Source organism: Bacillus sp. D48C, from assembly GCF_053345735.1.
The window spans coordinates 70,829-86,828 of record NZ_JBKFAQ010000017.1 but is presented as its reverse complement, the minus strand read 5'-3'; the positions used below and the strand labels follow the sequence as shown (position 1 = coordinate 86,828).

At 37.2% G+C, this 16,000-nt stretch carries 13 protein-coding genes, 9 tRNA genes and 1 rRNA gene; 20 read left to right on the top strand and 3 right to left on the bottom strand.

The window, feature by feature from the left end; all coding sequences use genetic code 11:
• Positions 1 to 147 precede the first annotated feature (147 nt).
• The 19 genes from rrf to ACLBXA_RS27070 all read left to right on the top strand — a co-directional run bounded on the left by rrf (position 148) and on the right by ACLBXA_RS27070 (position 12,526).
• Positions 148 to 263 (top strand): 5S ribosomal RNA (rrf, locus tag ACLBXA_RS27160).
• 9 nt (positions 264 to 272) lie between these two features.
• A tRNA-Asn gene (locus tag ACLBXA_RS27155) sits at positions 273 to 347 on the top strand.
• Positions 348 to 351: 4 nt separating this feature from the next.
• Positions 352 to 424: transfer RNA gene (locus tag ACLBXA_RS27150), tRNA-Thr, on the top strand.
• A 21-nt stretch (positions 425 to 445) separates the two neighbouring features.
• Positions 446 to 520: transfer RNA gene (locus ACLBXA_RS27145), tRNA-Glu, on the top strand.
• 5 nt (positions 521 to 525) lie between these two features.
• A tRNA-Val gene (locus tag ACLBXA_RS27140) sits at positions 526 to 601 on the top strand.
• A 16-nt stretch (positions 602 to 617) separates the two neighbouring features.
• Positions 618 to 701, top strand: a tRNA-Tyr gene (locus ACLBXA_RS27135).
• 65 nt (positions 702 to 766) lie between these two features.
• Positions 767 to 841, top strand: a tRNA-Gln gene (locus tag ACLBXA_RS27130).
• Between the two features lie 5 nt (positions 842 to 846).
• Positions 847 to 922: transfer RNA gene (locus tag ACLBXA_RS27125), tRNA-Lys, on the top strand.
• 5 nt (positions 923 to 927) lie between these two features.
• Positions 928 to 999 (top strand) — tRNA-Gly (locus ACLBXA_RS27120).
• 10 nt (positions 1,000 to 1,009) lie between these two features.
• A tRNA-Ala gene (locus tag ACLBXA_RS27115) sits at positions 1,010 to 1,082 on the top strand.
• 117 nt (positions 1,083 to 1,199) lie between these two features.
• Entirely contained in the window at positions 1,200 to 2,345 is a 1,146-nt protein-coding gene (locus tag ACLBXA_RS27110; protein WP_081144016.1) for a glycerate kinase, read from the top strand.
• Between the two features lie 210 nt (positions 2,346 to 2,555).
• On the top strand, positions 2,556 to 3,449 hold the full coding sequence (gene rocF, locus ACLBXA_RS27105; protein ID WP_000711565.1) for an arginase: 894 nt from the start codon (positions 2,556 to 2,558) through the stop codon (positions 3,447 to 3,449).
• A gap of 248 nt (positions 3,450 to 3,697) precedes the next feature.
• Positions 3,698 to 4,519 (top strand): diadenylate cyclase CdaA, encoded by an 822-nt coding sequence (cdaA, locus tag ACLBXA_RS27100; protein ID WP_001115693.1) that lies wholly within the window; start codon positions 3,698 to 3,700, stop codon positions 4,517 to 4,519.
• Positions 4,512 to 5,999: a CdaR family protein gene (locus ACLBXA_RS27095; protein ID WP_000359604.1), complete on the top strand. Its 1,488-nt coding sequence runs from the start codon at positions 4,512 to 4,514 to the stop codon at positions 5,997 to 5,999. Before cdaA ends, ACLBXA_RS27095 begins: the two co-directional genes overlap by 8 nt.
• Complete coding sequence (gene glmM / locus ACLBXA_RS27090) at positions 5,992 to 7,338, top strand: phosphoglucosamine mutase (protein WP_000521478.1); 1,347 nt, start codon at positions 5,992 to 5,994, stop codon at positions 7,336 to 7,338. The genes ACLBXA_RS27095 and glmM overlap by 8 nt, the downstream gene beginning before the upstream one ends.
• A 288-nt stretch (positions 7,339 to 7,626) precedes the next feature.
• Positions 7,627 to 7,812: a hypothetical protein gene (locus tag ACLBXA_RS27085; protein ID WP_001206405.1), complete on the top strand. Its 186-nt coding sequence runs from the start codon at positions 7,627 to 7,629 to the stop codon at positions 7,810 to 7,812.
• A 12-nt stretch (positions 7,813 to 7,824) separates the two neighbouring features.
• Positions 7,825 to 9,627 (top strand): glutamine--fructose-6-phosphate transaminase (isomerizing), encoded by a 1,803-nt coding sequence (gene glmS / locus ACLBXA_RS27080; RefSeq protein WP_447617603.1) that lies wholly within the window; start codon positions 7,825 to 7,827, stop codon positions 9,625 to 9,627.
• A gap of 260 nt (positions 9,628 to 9,887) precedes the next feature.
• The gene (locus tag ACLBXA_RS27075; RefSeq protein WP_447617602.1) at positions 9,888 to 11,852 is read left to right on the top strand and encodes a prolyl oligopeptidase family serine peptidase; all 1,965 of its coding nucleotides are present in this window, start codon (positions 9,888 to 9,890) and stop codon (positions 11,850 to 11,852) included.
• A 107-nt stretch (positions 11,853 to 11,959) separates the two neighbouring features.
• The gene (locus tag ACLBXA_RS27070) at positions 11,960 to 12,526 is read left to right on the top strand and encodes a DUF4256 domain-containing protein (protein WP_000147385.1); all 567 of its coding nucleotides are present in this window, start codon (positions 11,960 to 11,962) and stop codon (positions 12,524 to 12,526) included.
• 72 nt (positions 12,527 to 12,598) lie between these two features.
• Here the strand turns inward: ACLBXA_RS27070 and ACLBXA_RS27065 are convergent, their stop codons facing one another.
• Positions 12,599 to 13,105, bottom strand: a complete 507-nt coding sequence (locus ACLBXA_RS27065; RefSeq protein WP_000586149.1) for a DoxX family membrane protein — start codon at positions 13,103 to 13,105, stop codon at positions 12,599 to 12,601.
• 393 nt (positions 13,106 to 13,498) lie between these two features.
• Here ACLBXA_RS27065 and ACLBXA_RS27060 point away from each other — a divergent pair, with 393 nt between their 5' ends.
• Positions 13,499 to 14,275: an SDR family oxidoreductase gene (locus ACLBXA_RS27060; protein ID WP_012614722.1), complete on the top strand. Its 777-nt coding sequence runs from the start codon at positions 13,499 to 13,501 to the stop codon at positions 14,273 to 14,275.
• A gap of 40 nt (positions 14,276 to 14,315) precedes the next feature.
• Here the strand turns inward: ACLBXA_RS27060 and ACLBXA_RS27055 are convergent, their stop codons facing one another.
• Together ACLBXA_RS27055 and ACLBXA_RS27050 are read right to left on the bottom strand one after the other, a co-directional pair.
• A complete protein-coding gene (locus ACLBXA_RS27055; RefSeq protein ID WP_000428878.1) occupies positions 14,316 to 14,984 on the bottom strand; it encodes a methionine ABC transporter permease in 669 nt (222 codons plus the stop codon).
• Positions 14,959 to 15,999, bottom strand: coding sequence for a methionine ABC transporter ATP-binding protein (locus tag ACLBXA_RS27050; RefSeq protein ID WP_000571310.1), 1,041 nt, complete (start codon positions 15,997 to 15,999; stop codon positions 14,959 to 14,961). Before ACLBXA_RS27050 ends, ACLBXA_RS27055 begins: the two co-directional genes overlap by 26 nt.
• Between the last annotated feature and the right edge of the window lies 1 nt (position 16,000).

Here is a 16,000-nt window from a genome sequence, read left to right as displayed (position 1 = left end):
TGGAAGCATGGTGACATGTGGAGCTGACGAATACTAATAGATCGAGGACTTAACCATATAATATGTAGCAATGTTATCTAGTTTTGAAGGAATATATATTTAAAATTCCTTTTGACATTCTGAAAAGAATGTGTATAATGATAAAAGTCTGGTAATGATGGCAGAGAGGTCACACCCGTTCCCATACCGAACACGGAAGTTAAGCTCTCTAGCGCCGATGGTAGTTGGGACCTTGTCCCTGTGAGAGTAGGACGTTGCCAGGCTTGTATTGTTCCGCAGTAGCTCAGCGGTAGAGCTATCGGCTGTTAACCGATCGGTCGTAGGTTCGATTCCTACCTGCGGAGCCATTATGCTTCCATAGCTCAGCTGGTAGAGTACTTCCATGGTAAGGAAGAGGTCACCGGTTCAAGCCCGGTTGGAAGCTTGGAAAAGTTTTTAAATTTTTGGCCCGTTGGTCAAGTGGTTAAGACACCGCCCTTTCACGGCGGTAACACGGGTTCGAATCCCGTACGGGTCACCACTTTTGGAGGATTAGCTCAGCTGGGAGAGCACCTGCCTTACAAGCAGGGGGTCGGCGGTTCGATCCCGTCATCCTCCACCATATATGTTTAAATGTCGGAGGGGTAGCGAAGTGGCTAAACGCGGCGGACTGTAAATCCGCTCCTTCGGGTTCGGCAGTTCGAATCTGCCCCCCTCCACCATTTTCTTTAAAATAACCTGAAAGGGTTTATTTTTTTGAGAAGATAACCATACTAGTAAATATTAATGGGCTATAGCCAAGCGGTAAGGCAACGGACTTTGACTCCGTCATGCGCTGGTTCGAATCCAGCTAGCCCAGCCATTTACGAGCCATTAGCTCAGTTGGTAGAGCATCTGACTTTTAATCAGAGGGTCGAAGGTTCGAATCCTTCATGGCTCACCATTTTCGCGGAAGTAGTTCAGTGGTAGAATACAACCTTGCCAAGGTTGGGGTCGCGGGTTCGAATCCCGTCTTCCGCTTTATTACTAAGGGGCCTTAGCTCAGCTGGGAGAGCGCCTGCCTTGCACGCAGGAGGTCAGCGGTTCGATCCCGCTAGGCTCCATCTAAATAGAAAAAGCTTACATCATACGATGTAAGCTTTTTTGTGTTTAAAAAGACAACTTTTATATTTATCGTTTAAAATGAAGAAAACGTAAAAATAAGGGATGGGGGGATAATTGTGAAAGTTGTTATTGCATCTGATTCATATAAAGAAAGCCTAAAAGCTATAGAAGTATGTGGAGCTATTGAAAGAGGTTTTAGAGCGATTTTTCCTAATGCAGAGTATGTGAAAATACCAATTGGAGATGGAGGAGAAGGGACGGTTGAATCACTTGTTGATGCTACAGGGGGGAGAATTATATCAATTAGTGTGACAGGACCGCTTAGAGAAGGTGTACAAGCTTTTTATGGCATTTCTAAAGATAAAAAGACAGCGTTTATTGAAATGGCAGCAGCATCAGGATTACAGCACGTTCCAGTTGAAAAGCGCAACCCACTTATTACAACGACAAAAGGAACAGGAGAACTTATATTACATGCGCTAGATCAAGGAGTGGGGTACATAATTTTAGGACTTGGAGGAAGTGCTACAAATGATGGTGGGGCAGGTATGTTAGCAGCTTTAGGAGTAAGATTTATAAGTGACAAGGGTGAAGTAATAGATCCATCTGGAGGCACATTACATTCAATTGGTGCTATTGATTTTTCACAACTGGACCCACGCTTAAAGGGAGTAAAGATAGAAGCGGCCTGTGATGTGGATAATCCATTAGTCGGAATGCAGGGGGCATCTTTCGTATTTGGGAGACAAAAGGGTGCGAATGTAGAGATGATGAAAGAGCTAGATGAGAATTTAAAACATTACGCGAATATCCTTAAACGATATGTATCTTTTGATGTATCTGAAATACCTGGTGCAGGGGCAGCAGGAGGAATGGGAGCGGCTGTTATTTCAGTGTTAAAGGGAGACTTGCGAAGGGGCGTTGAAATTGTATTGAATTATACAAATTTCGATAAACATATAGAAGATGCAGATCTCATTATAACTGGTGAAGGTAGAATAGATGAACAAACTGCATATGGGAAGGCTCCTGTTGGTGTTGCGGGGCGTGCGAAACGTTTTTCTGTGCCTGTAATTGCTATTGGAGGGTCTGTATCATCTGATTATCTAGCTGTTTACGAGAAAGGAATAGATGCGGTATTTAGTATTACAACAAGACCGATGACACTAGAAGAAGCATATAGAGTAGCAGAAGAAAATATTGAAATGACAACGAAGAATATTGCAGCAGTATGGAAAATAGCGTCAGAAAAACACTTCTAAATGTAGGAGTGTTTTATTATTATTATTTGATAATAGTGATTGCGATTGTTTCATTAAGTTAACTTTATACATAGAATAGTCTTGAAATTTGATTTTCAACGTGAATATAAGTGAATAAATTGTATATCCATACAAAAAAATGTCGAGTTGAGTCAGACTATATAAAAGATTTAAAATATTTAGTGAAGGCATAAAAGGGGGATACTATCTATGAAAAAAGAAATTTCAGTTATTGGAGTTCCAATGGATTTAGGACAGATGCGTCGTGGAGTTGATATGGGACCGAGCGCGATCCGTTATGCAGGGGTAATTGAAAGAATTGAAGAAATTGGATATGACGTTAAAGATATGGGAGATATATGTATAGAGAGAGAAAAAGAGGTAGATGAAAATACAAAATTAAGAAACCTTACACAAGTTGCAACTGTATGTAATGAATTAGCAAGTAAGGTGGATCATATTATAGAAGAAGGTCGTTTTCCACTTGTATTAGGTGGTGACCATAGTATTGCTATCGGTACATTAGCTGGTGTAGCCAAACATTATAAAAACTTAGGTGTTATTTGGTATGATGCACACGGTGATTTAAATACAGAGGAAACTTCACCATCTGGAAATATTCACGGTATGTCACTTGCAGCAAGTTTAGGTTATGGACATTCTTCACTTGTAGATTTATACGGAGCATATCCAAAGGTGAAAAAAGAGAATGTTGTAATTATCGGTGCGCGTGCATTAGATGAAGGAGAAAAAGACTTCATTCGCAATGAAGGTATTAAAGTGTTCTCGATGCATGAAATTGATCGTATGGGGATGACGGCTGTTATGGAAGAAACAATCGCATATTTATCTCATACTGATGGTGTACACTTATCATTAGATTTAGATGGTCTTGATCCTCATGATGCACCAGGTGTTGGAACGCCTGTAATTGGTGGTCTATCTTATCGTGAAAGCCACTTGGCGATGGAAATGTTAGCGGAAGCTGATATTATCACATCTGCTGAATTTGTTGAGGTAAATACGATTTTAGATGAGAGAAATAGAACGGCAACAACAGCAGTTGCTTTAATGGGTTCTTTATTCGGTGAAAAACTAAAATAAATGTAAGAAAAGCAACTGAGAAGTTGCTTTTTTTATTTGAAAATAGGCGTATAATAATGATTTATATTATACTGTAAGATAAAAATGTTTGACATCTTACCAATTTGAGCTAAAGGGGGTTGTTTGTAATTGTCGTTTGTTTCATGTATGGTATAATTAACTAGTTGTTGGAAATACATACAGATAGAGCATAAAACAATATTTCAATATATGGATAGAATTGCTCGTAAGTAGGAGGAAGGGATAGCATGCCTTTTGAAGATACGACCATTTTGAAATATCTTAGTACGGCATTAGATATTGCCATTGTATGGTTTATTATATATAAGCTGATTCTCATAATCCGAGGGACGAAAGCTGTTCAACTTTTAAAAGGGATTACAGTTATCATTGTCGTTAAGATGATTAGTATTTTCCTTGAATTGCATACGTTATCTTGGCTAACTGAACAAGTATTAACATGGGGATTTTTAGCCGTTATTATTATCTTTCAGCCAGAATTGCGAAGAGCACTTGAGCAGCTAGGGCGCGGGAGTTTATTTTCGCGTGGTGGACCGTATGAGGATGATGAACCTGAAATGGTTGCAACAGCGATAGCAAAAGCAACCGAATATATGGGGAAACGTAGAATTGGTGCATTAATTACTTTGTCAAAAGAGACCGGTATGGGTGATTATGTGGAAACGGGTATTCCGCTGAATGCAAACGTATCATCGGAATTACTTATTAATATTTTCATTCCAAATACACCTCTTCATGACGGAGCGGTAATTATGCAAGGAAGTACAATTAAAGCAGCAGCATGCTATCTTCCATTATCAGAAAGTCCGTTTATTTCTAAAGAATTAGGAACTAGACATCGTGCTGCAATGGGAGTTAGTGAAGTTACTGATAGTATTACAGTAGTTGTGTCTGAAGAAACTGGTCAAATTTCTTTAACGAAAAATGGTAAGTTGCATCGTGATTTGAAGACAGAACAGCTGAAGGATATGTTATTAGCTGAATTTAGTGGGAACGAAAAAACGACTTCTTCGTCTTTATGGAATTGGAGGAGAAAGCGTCATGGATAAGTTAATGGAGAATCATTGGTTTTTAAAAGGGATCTCATTACTATTGGCGTGTATGCTTTTTATGTCAGCGACGTTAACTGAAAAAAATACGACATCAGGTATATTACCTTTTGCAAATGATACGAAAGAAACATTAACTAATTATGCGATTAACCTTAAGTATGATGAGGAGAAATATATTGTAAGTGGTATTCCAGCAGAGGGCGTTAAGGTGAAGTTAGAAGGCCCAAAAGCATCAGTTGCTACAGTAAAAGCAAAAAAACAATTTGACATACCAATTGATTTGCGAGATAGTCCAAAAGGAACTTATGAGATTTCTTTAAAAACGAACGGGCTTCCAGATGATGTGAAAGGAACAGTTCAGCCATCAACAATTAAAGTTACTCTTCATGAAAAGGCGAGAAAATATGTTCATGTAGATTTGAAATTATCAAATGAGGATCAGATGCCAGCGGGGGCTACTCTCGAAAAATCAAGCCTTAAACCGGATACTGTTGAGGTAGTTGGGACGAAAGAAGAAATTGAAAGCATTTCATCTGCCAAAGCGTATGTTGATTTAAAAGGTGTTAATAAAACTGTTACAAAAACGCCCGAAGTTACATTATACAATAAAGAAGGAAAACGTTTAAATGTAAGAACAAGTCCATCTAAGATTAGTGTAACGTTGAATGTGGCAACGCAAACTACAGCCAATAATACTGAAAAAACTGTTCCTGTAACGTATACGAAGAAGGGGAGTTTAGCAGAAGGGTTGGCAGTTACAAATATCAGTGTCGAGCCGAGAGAAGTAACGATAGCTGGTCCAAAAGATATTTTGGATAATATACAATCGCTAGAGGGGGTCGAAGTAGATTTTAGTCAATTGACAGAGTCTACAACATTCGATGCCTCTGTTTTATTACCCAAGGGTGTAACAAGTGCAAAACCGAATCAAGTGAAGGTTTCGGTGGGAGTACAAAAAACAAAACAAACGAAAACAAAAACGATTGATGGTATCCCAATCCAAAAAAATGGACTTTCTAAAGATGTTACGGCTCAGCTAATTTCGCCGCAAGATGAAAAGATAAGTGTTGATATTTCAGGAGAAGCAAGTATAGTAGATAAAATAACAGCTGCTCAAATAACAGCGGTAATTAATCTGCAAAATGTATCTTCAGGGACGAAAGATATTTCTATTCAAGTGAGTGGTCCTGGTAATATTTCAATAGAGCCAAAACAAAAAAGTGCTAAAGTTACTATTGTAAAGAAAGAAAAACCAGATAAAGAAGTACAGGGTAACGGTCAACAACCGGATTCAAACACCAATCAAGAAAATCAAAATGAGAAGCCAAAAAATCCTGAACCCGATCCAGAAAAGGAAAAGGAACAGGAAAATAATCAAAACCAAAATCAAGATAAAGATAAAGAAACTAGTCAAGAACCAACAGTAGATAACCATAATCAAAAAGAGCAAGAAAAAGGAGCGAATCATAATGGGTAAATATTTTGGTACAGATGGAGTACGCGGAGTTGCAAATAAGGAGTTAACACCTGAATTAGCTTTCAAAATTGGGCGTTTTGGTGGTTATGTATTAACAAAAGATACAGATCGTCCAAAAGTAATTATCGGTCGTGATACACGTGTATCTGGCCATATGTTAGAAGGAGCTTTAGTAGCAGGTCTATTATCAACTGGAGCAGAAGTAATGCGCCTTGGCGTTATTTCTACACCGGGTGTTGCTTATTTAACAAAAGCACTAGACGCACAAGCGGGTGTTATGATTTCTGCATCTCATAATCCAGTACAAGATAACGGTATTAAATTCTTTGGTTCAGACGGCTTTAAATTAACAGATGAGCAAGAAGCTGAAATTGAAGCTTTATTAGACAAAGAAGTTGATGAACTACCACGTCCAACAGGTACTAACCTTGGACAAGTGAGCGATTACTTTGAAGGTGGACAAAAATATTTACAATACATTAAACAAACTGTTGAAGAAGACTTCTCTGGCCTACATATCGCTTTAGATTGTGCACATGGTGCCACATCTTCTTTAGCTCCATACTTATTTGCAGATTTAGAAGCTGATATTTCAACAATGGGGACTTCACCGAACGGTATGAATATTAACGAAGGTGTAGGATCTACACATCCAGAAGTATTGGCTGAATTAGTAAAAGAAAAAGGTGCTGACATCGGACTTGCTTTTGATGGCGATGGCGACCGTTTAATTGCTGTAGACGAAAAAGGAAACATCGTTGACGGTGATCAAATTATGTTTATTTGTGCGAAATACATGAAAGAAACTGGTCAATTAAAACATAATACAGTTGTTTCAACTGTTATGAGTAATTTAGGTTTCTACAAAGCACTTGAAGCAAACAATATTACAAGCGATAAAACAGCAGTTGGTGACCGCTACGTAATGGAAGAGATGAAACGCGGTGGTTACAACTTAGGTGGAGAACAATCAGGCCATATTATCTTACTTGATTACATTACAACTGGTGACGGAATGTTAAGTGCACTTCAACTTGTAAACATCATGAAAATGACGAAAAAACCATTATCTGAGCTTGCAGGAGAAATGACGAAATTCCCACAATTGCTAGTAAACGTTCGTGTAACAGATAAAAAATTAGCATTAGAAAATGAAAAAATTAAAGAAATTATTCGTGTTGTAGAGGAAGAAATGAACGGTGATGGCCGTATTCTTGTTCGTCCATCTGGAACAGAGCCACTTATTCGTGTAATGGCAGAAGCACCAACACAAGAAGTTTGTGATGCATTTGTACATCGCATTGTAGAAGTTGTGAAAGCTGAAGTTGGCGCTGAATAATTAGCTGAATTTATATGAAAAAGGAGCACAATAAGTGCTCCTTTTTCATATGTTTTATAGACGATGAAAAAAATTTCATTGACGGTTTATCCATGTTTGTTATAAGATGGTCTTGTTCTTTTTCTCAAAGGAAATATTATAAATTATAAAAGCGCCAGAACTACAAATAGTGTAGTTGACGAGGTGGGGTTTATCGAGATTTCGGCGGATGACTCCCGGTTGTTCATCACAACCGCAAACTTTTACTTAAATCATTAAGGTGACTTAGTGGACAAAGGTGAAAGTGTGATGAGAGAAGAGGAACGGATGAAAACTAGCTGTATAAGTATATACGGACTTAAACCCAATCGAGAGGAAGGTGAAAGCCGTTACAAGCTTACAGGGCTAGCAATATGTAATCCGTTTTTTAGTATAAATAAAAATGGTATCGGACTATGTCGTTACATGTTCGCAGAGCAGTGTAAGCATTTGTAACGGCGACTAAACATGTGTGGAATCGTAGGATTTATTGGAGAGCAAGATGCAAAGGAAATTTTATTAAAAGGTTTAGAAAAGCTAGAATATCGTGGATATGATTCAGCAGGTATTGCAGTACAAGCAGAGAACGGTGTTGTTGTATACAAAGAAAAAGGCCGTATCGCAAAACTTCGTGAAATCGTAGATGAGAACGTAGCAGCAAGCGTAGGTATCGGACATACACGCTGGGCTACACACGGTGTTCCAAGTAAAGTAAACGCGCATCCGCATCAAAGTACATCAAAACGCTTTACACTAGTTCATAACGGTGTAATTGAAAACTATGAATTAGTGAAAAAGGAATATTTACAAGATGTAACGTTCGTAAGTGAAACAGATACAGAGATTATCGTACAGCTTATGGAACAACAAGTGAGCACAGGATTAAGTGTAGAAGAAGCGTTCCGTAATACGCTATCTCTTTTACATGGCTCTTATGCAATCGGATTACTTGATGCTGAAAATCCAAACATGATTTATGTTGCTAAAAACAAAAGCCCGCTATTAGTAGGTGTTGGTGACAACTTTAATGTTGTGGCAAGCGACGCTATGGCGATGTTACAAGTTACAGATCAATTTATTGAGTTAATGGATAAAGAAATCGTAATCGTAACGAAAGAAAGTATTACAATTAAAAACTTACAAGGTGAAACGATTGAACGTGCACCTTTTACAGCGGAATTAGACGCAAGTGATATTGAAAAGGGAACATATCCTCACTTCATGCTTAAAGAAATCGATGAGCAACCACTTGTAATCCGTAATATAATTCAAAAGTATCAAGGTGAAAATGGCGAAATTGAATTAAATCAAGACATCCGCAATGCGATTTTAGATAGCGATCGTATTTACATCATTGCATGTGGAACGAGTTATCATGCAGGTCTTGTTGGAAAACAATTTATCGAGAAGTTTGCAAAAATGCCAGTTGAAGTACATGTAGCAAGTGAATTCTCTTACAACATGCCATTATTAACAGAAAGACCATTCTTCATTTACATTTCACAAAGTGGTGAAACAGCTGATAGCCGTGCAGTACTTGTACAAACAAATGAAATGGGTCATAAAGCATTAACAATTACAAACGTGCCTGGTTCTACTCTTTCTCGTGAAGCTGATTATACACTTCCATTATACGCTGGACCAGAAATTGCAGTTGCATCAACGAAAGCTTACACAGCACAGCTTGCAGTACTTTCAATTTTAGCAGCTGATATTGCTAAAGCAAAAGGTGAAGTTCTTGATTTCGATTTAACACACGAACTAGGACTTGTAGCAAATGCAATGATAGAACTTTGTGATCAAAAAGAAGAAATGGACGCATTAGCAAAACAATTTTTAGCAACAACGCGTAACTGTTTCTTCATCGGACGTAGCGTAGACTTCTACGTAGGATTAGAAGGTGCGTTAAAACTAAAAGAAATCTCTTACATCCAAGCAGAAGGATTCGCTGGAGGAGAGTTAAAACACGGTACAATCGCTTTAATCGAAAATGGTACACCAGTTATCGCACTTGCTACACAAGAGCACGTAAACCTTGGAATTCGTGGTAACGTGAAAGAAGTAGTAGCACGCGGTGCTAACCCATGTATCATCTCAATGAAAGGCTTAGAAATGGAAGGTGACAGCTTCGTATTACCAGCTGTCCATGAAGCACTAGCACCGCTAGTAGCAGTTATTCCATTACAACTTATCTCATACTACGCAGCACTTCACCGCGAGTGTGACGTTGATAAGCCACGTAACTTAGCTAAATCTGTTACTGTTGAGTAGGAGATTGGTAGGTTAATAAATATAGTTATAGCTTTAAAATAAATTTACAAATTTGCACCCCTTTAGATATTTTATCTAAAGGGGTGTTTTTGTGCCGAAAAAGAACATCTAGAATTGGTAAGTGGATAGAACCCTATAGATTAATGTTTTACTTTTATTTATCTGAATTTTCCGTTATCATTTTAAGTATCTGTGAAAAATCTCCTTTATTACGACAAAAAGAGACGAGAGATTTATGGACATTTCAAGGGGGGATATTGATGAAAGTGAATAAAAAAACATATCTAAGTATAGAAGAGATTATTTCATTACCAACCTTATCAAGTACAAACATAAGTGATGATGGTAAAAACGTAGCGTTTGTTAAGAAGACGGCTAACTGGAAAGACAATACATATAGGAATCATGTATGGATATATGGAAAAGAAAAGGGACAGAGTTGTTTATTGATAAATGGAGATATAGAAAGTACATGCCCATTATGGTCTCCAAATTCTAGGGATATAGCATATCTTAGCCCCGTTGGTAATGGGAAAAATCAGATCTTTGTTAAGTCACTAGATGGTTATGAAGGGGTTCAAATTACTGATGAGAAAGAAGGAGTCAGTACATTCAAATGGGGTCCTACTGGCAAGGGTCTTTATTATGTTACGCAGTCAAAAAAATGTGTGGAGATAAAGAAGCGTAGGGATCTATATGGAGAGTTTCAACATATAGGTAAGGAACACCAGAATAATTGTTTATATTACATTGAAATAGAAAAGGTGATACAAAGTGATACATATGAACACGAGAAAAGAGTTGTTTATCAATTAACTGATGGTAAGGATTTTCATATCCATGAATTTGATATTTCAAATGATGGGAAGAAGATTGTGTTTATGGCGACACCAAGCTCAAATATGGCGGATTATATAAATGGAGATTTATACATACTCCATACTAAAGCTGGAGAGCTACAAAAGCTGAATGTGGATAAGTTGTTGGGCGGTAGCGTCTGCTTTTCTCCTGAAGGCAGTAAAATATGTTACACAGCAAGCATAAGAGAGAAGGATTACTATAGAAACCATATACAAGACAGTACGTTAGAGGTATATGATATAAATACAGGAGAGGTAATTCAACCTGTAACAGATTTTGATAGTACTGTTATGCCATTACAGTGGACAGCTAAAGGAATTTTAATTAGATGGCAGGATAAAACGAATTATCGTATTGGATTACTAGCTGAAGATGGTACTGTAGAAGCATTAAGCGAAAAAGTAGATGGCTTTATAATGGATGCTTCTATAACAAAGGATGGAAAACATATATCCTATAATAAGGCTATAACAAATGAAACCTTTGAAATCTATTTAGACGATAAAAAAATAACGGATGAAAATAACTTTTTCAAAGGGAAACTTAAAAGTAACAGGGAAATCATCTCATGGAAAAGTAGTGATGGTCTTGAAATAGAAGGTGTTTTATCAACGCCAGTAGAGTTTGACGTAAATAAAAAATCTCCTTTATTAGTAGTAATTCACGGCGGTCCGGCTTGGGCATCCTTTCCGATATTTTCAGACTGCTTCAATGAGAAATATCCGATTGAACAGTTTATCGAAAAAGGCTTTATCGTTTTAGAGCCAAACTACAGAGGAAGTTCTGGTTATGGTAATGAATTTTTAAAAGCAAACTATAGAAAACAGGGAATCGCTGACTATGATGATGTTATATCAGGGGTGGATAAACTAGTTGATCAAGGGATTGTAGATAATGATAAAGTAGGAGTTATGGGATGGAGTAACGGAGGATATATATCAGCTTTCTGTTCTACATTTAGTAGCAGGTTTAAAGCTATTTCAGTTGGAGGCGGAATCACGAACTGGAGTACTCATTATGTAAATACAGATATCCCTTATTTTATTAGAATGTATTTAGGAAATACCCCATGGAATGATCGAGAGATATATACGAAGACATCACCTATGACGTATATTAAATCAGCTTGTACGCCTACCTTAATTCAACATGGGGAAAAGGATGCAAGAATTCCAATTACAAATGCATATGATCTATATCAAGGATTAAAGGATATGGAAGTTGATACAGAATTAATTATATTTAAAGGAATGGCATATAGTCCTAATCAGCCGGGAATGAATGTAGCTATTATGAAGCAGAATTTGATGTGGTTTTCACACTATATTCTTGGAGAGAGTGTAGAGGGTTTTAGGACTTTATAATGGATGTTTGTAAAAGACATAAGGTTGAAACGCTCTTCATATTGAGATGATTTATTATAAAATATATACTTAAACTACTATCCGTACACATATCAGGGAGGATTAATATGACAGGAAATAAAAATGACTTACTAGTAGAAAAACGTGAAGAGTTATTGAAAGTATTGAAAGCTCGTTTTGAGAAAAACATGAACCGCCATGAAGGTCTTGAATGGGCTAAAGTTGAAGCGAAGCTGACTACTAATAATGAAAAATTGTGGTCACTTAATGAAATGGAAGTAACTGGCGGTGAGCCGGATGTTGTTGGTTATGATGAAGAAAAGGACGAGTATACTTTCTATGATTGTTCAAAGGAGAGTCCTAAAGGCCGCAGGAGTCTTTGTTATGATCTTGAAGCGTTAGAATCAAGAAAAAAACATAAACCAGAAAATAACGTTATTGATGTTGCAAATGCTATGGGCATTGAACTATTAACTGAAGAACAATATCGGGAATTGCAAAAACTTGGGGATTTCGACATGAAATCATCAAGCTGGGTACAAACACCTTCAGATATTCGAGAACTCGGTGGTGCTCTATTTTGCGATTATCGCTTCGGACATGTTTTCGTGTACCACAATGGAGCAGACTCTTACTATGCTGCCAGAGGTTTTCGTGGCTCGTTAAAAGTTTAAATTAGGATAAATAAGAAAAAGAGCCTATACTCAGGCTCTTTTTCTTATTTATATTTTAAAAGTAAACTGTTACTACGCAGTTTTACTTAATTTATATGTTCCGTGGTTGTTTTTATGGAAAAGTTTAGGGGAAATATAGCCATCTAATCCAATACGTCCAGCGTTCTGCCCTGCAACTAAAATGAATATAGTCAAAATAAGCAGGTTTGGGTTTACACTAACAGTTCCACTTAATAAAAATGAAAGATTCATTATGATTCCGAAAAATGCAGCTGTTTTTGTTAATCCGCCTAAAATTAAACCTAGACCTACTAAAATTTCTCCCCATTGAACTAAAAAGCTAAATAGGTCTGCGTTTGGAAGGACAAAATGTTGAAGAAAATCTGCCCACCAACTTTGTACTGCAGGGTGGTCACCTGATGCTTGAGCAATAGCACCCTTTAGAAAACCACTTGCGTCAAAAGATTGTCCGAAGACTTTGCCTATCCCAGCAGCGAGCCATGTATATCCTATGTAAAGACGTAAAAGTAATAATATGAAAGTAGCACGTTTATCAGTTCTTAAAAAATTGATAATCATTGAAATCCCTCCAATATTGTATTTACAAGTTTATTATATATTCAATGTGAAAAGATTCACAATGAAGAGAATGTGAACAAGGATAGGTTGTGAGTAATTGTTTTATTTTTTGTAACATTTTATCTGTTTTGGTAAACTAAGAATAGAGATATATGTAAAGGGGACAAAGACTTAATATGTGGATGAACTTGTAATGATTAGAAATTAGATAGATGAATTTTTCTCTCATAAGTGAGGGTTTATTTAGCTATCTGTAAATCATCCAAGGACTGCATATTTGGCTTGTACATCCCTTTTGTAAGGATAGATGCCTATTTTATGTATCTGTCTTTTTTTGTGGGAAATTTTATATCTCTTATATAAAGTATGCGCCCTTTAAACTTGGAGGAGTATATGATGAATCAATTAAAAAATAAAGTAGCAGTTGTTACAGGGGTAAGTCGTCTAGATGGTATTGGGGCAGCGATTTGTAAAGAATTAGCTGAAGCAGGATACAATATGTTTTTTACGTATTGGACAGCTTACGATAAAGAGATGCCTTGGGGCGTCGATAAAAATGAACAAATACAATTAAAAGAAGAGCTATTGCAAAACGGTGTTAGAGTATCGAGCATGGAGTTAGATTTAACTCGGAATGATGCACCGAAAGAGCTTATAAATAAAGTTACTGAACAATTAGGGTACCCTCATATATTAATTAATAATGCAGCATATTCTACGAATAATGATTTCTCTACGTTGACTGCTGAAGAACTAGATAAGCATTACATGGTAAATATCCGTGCGACTACATTGTTAAGTAGTCAATTTGCCCGGAGATTTGATAAGAAATCTGGTGGTAGAATTGTTAATATTACTTCGGGGCAATTTCAAGGTCCTATGGCAGGAGAACTAGCTTATGCGACAACGAAGGGAGCTATTGATGCTCTTACTAGTACATTGTCAGCAGAGGTAGCTCATTTAGGAATAACAGTGAATGCAATTAATCCAGGACCAACCGATACAGGATGGATGACTGAAGAGATAACACAAGGGTTAAAGCCGATGTTTCCTTTTGGCAGAATTGGTGAGCCAAAGGATGCAGCTAGACTCATTAAATTTTTAGTAAGTGAAGAAGCTGAGTGGATTACTGGGCAAGTTATTCATTCAGAAGGTGGATTTAAAAGATAAAAAAAGAAGGCATCTCACCCTGGTGAGATGCCTTCTTTTTTTAATCTTTCTTCAATCTTCGTGCAACACCATTCCCTAAAGACTGTAATCCTTGAACGAGGATAATTAAAATAAAGACTGTTGCATACATTACTTCAGGTTCATAGCGTAAATGTCCGAAGCGGTATGCCAAGTCCCCTAGCCCTCCAGCACCTACGAGTCCAGCCATTGCTGTTGCGCCAATTAAGCCAATTGTTGCAATTGTTAATCCAAGTACAAGGGAGGGACGAGCTTCTTTCACCATGACGTGCCAAATGATTTTAATAGTAGAGATACCCATTGCTTGATAGGCCTCAATAACACCGCGATCTACTTCTAGTAAGGCTGTCTCCATTAAACGTGCGATATAAGGAGCTGTGAAGACGACAAGCGGTACGATCACACCTTGCACGCCAATGGATGTTCCCATTAGAAACTTTGTAAAAGGTAAGATGAAGAATAATAGAATGATAAATGGAAGAGAGCGAATTATATTAATAATTGTATTAAGAATAGGATAAATGATTTTATTTTCGTGCTGTCCACCAGGTCTTGTTAAAACAAGTGTTACACTAAGTGGCAGTGCAATAAGGATCGAGATGAGTAATGAAATAGATGTCATTTGAAAGGTTTGGATTGTGGCTTCCCATATGACTTTACTCCATTCATCCAAAAAGGACTTGTTTTCCATAGTCTGTTTTCCCTCCCTCTACGATGATACCTTTCTCTTGTAAGAATGCTAAAGCACGGTTTACTTCATTTTTTTCACCTTGCATATGAACGACAAGTTTCCCATATGCCTCATGTTTTAACTGTGTAATATTACCAGATAAAATATTTGGATATACTTGGAAACGTTTTGTGGCGACAGCTAGTGCTGGTTCCCCTGAAGAACTTCCTATAAAAGAAAGTGTTACAATTTCTCCAGTACTTTGTAGTTCTTTCTGTACCTCTTCTGGAATTTTCGCTGCAAATGCGCTATTTACAAATTTCTTCGTTGTTACATGTTGTGGGTTTGTGAAAATATCTTTCACAGTCCCGCTTTCGACTACAGATCCATGTTCCATAACGGCAACGCGGTCGCATATACGTTGGATAACATTCATTTCGTGTGTAATGAGTAAAATCGTAATTCCAATTTCTTCGTTAATCTTTAATAACAAATCAAGAATAGAATCAGTTGTTTCTGGATCTAAAGCACTCGTTGCTTCGTCACTTAATAACACTTCAGGCTCATGTGATAGTGCACGTGCAATTGCAACGCGCTGTTTTTGACCGCCAGAAAGTTCACTTGGATAAGCATCTTTTCGATTGAAAAGATCGACAATGCGTAAATATTTTTCTACCCTTTTTTTAATTTCCACTTTTGGAATACCAGCAAGGCGTAAAGGTAATGCAATGTTTTCATAGATGCTAACAGTTTTAAGTAAATTGAATCCTTGAAAGATCATTCCGATTTTTTGTCTCGCTTTTGCTAGTTCTTTTGTCGATAACGTTGTTAAGTCTTGTTCGTTTACAATGATATTTCCTGTCGTTGGTTTTTCTAATAAATTTACACATCGAATCAATGTACTTTTACCAGCGCCACTATACCCAATGATTCCAAATACCTCGCCTTTTTCTACTTTAAGGGAAGTAGACTTAAGAGCCTCAACATTCCCTTTTTTTGTTGTAAATACTTTGGATATATTTTTTAATTCAATCATT

Bases quoted from the DNA above. Each gene is read 5' to 3' on its own strand.
- rocF (WP_000711565.1), top strand. From the start codon at position 2,556: ATGAAAAAAGAAATTTCAGTTATTGGAGTTCCAATGGATTTAGGACAG.
- cdaA (WP_001115693.1), top strand. From the start codon at position 3,698: ATGCCTTTTGAAGATACGACCATTTTGAAATATCTTAGTACGGCATTA.
- ACLBXA_RS27095 (WP_000359604.1), top strand. From the start codon at position 4,512: ATGGATAAGTTAATGGAGAATCATTGGTTTTTAAAAGGGATCTCATTA.
- glmM (WP_000521478.1), top strand. From the start codon at position 5,992: ATGGGTAAATATTTTGGTACAGATGGAGTACGCGGAGTTGCAAATAAG.
- ACLBXA_RS27085 (WP_001206405.1), top strand. From the start codon at position 7,627: ATGAGAGAAGAGGAACGGATGAAAACTAGCTGTATAAGTATATACGGA.
- glmS (WP_447617603.1), top strand. From the start codon at position 7,825: ATGTGTGGAATCGTAGGATTTATTGGAGAGCAAGATGCAAAGGAAATT.
- ACLBXA_RS27075 (WP_447617602.1), top strand. From the start codon at position 9,888: ATGAAAGTGAATAAAAAAACATATCTAAGTATAGAAGAGATTATTTCA.
- ACLBXA_RS27070 (WP_000147385.1), top strand. From the start codon at position 11,960: ATGACAGGAAATAAAAATGACTTACTAGTAGAAAAACGTGAAGAGTTA.
- ACLBXA_RS27065 (WP_000586149.1), bottom strand. From the start codon at position 13,105: ATGATTATCAATTTTTTAAGAACTGATAAACGTGCTACTTTCATATTA.
- ACLBXA_RS27060 (WP_012614722.1), top strand. From the start codon at position 13,499: ATGATGAATCAATTAAAAAATAAAGTAGCAGTTGTTACAGGGGTAAGT.
- ACLBXA_RS27055 (WP_000428878.1), bottom strand. From the start codon at position 14,984: ATGGAAAACAAGTCCTTTTTGGATGAATGGAGTAAAGTCATATGGGAA.
- ACLBXA_RS27050 (WP_000571310.1), bottom strand. From the start codon at position 15,999: ATGATTGAATTAAAAAATATATCCAAAGTATTTACAACAAAAAAAGGG.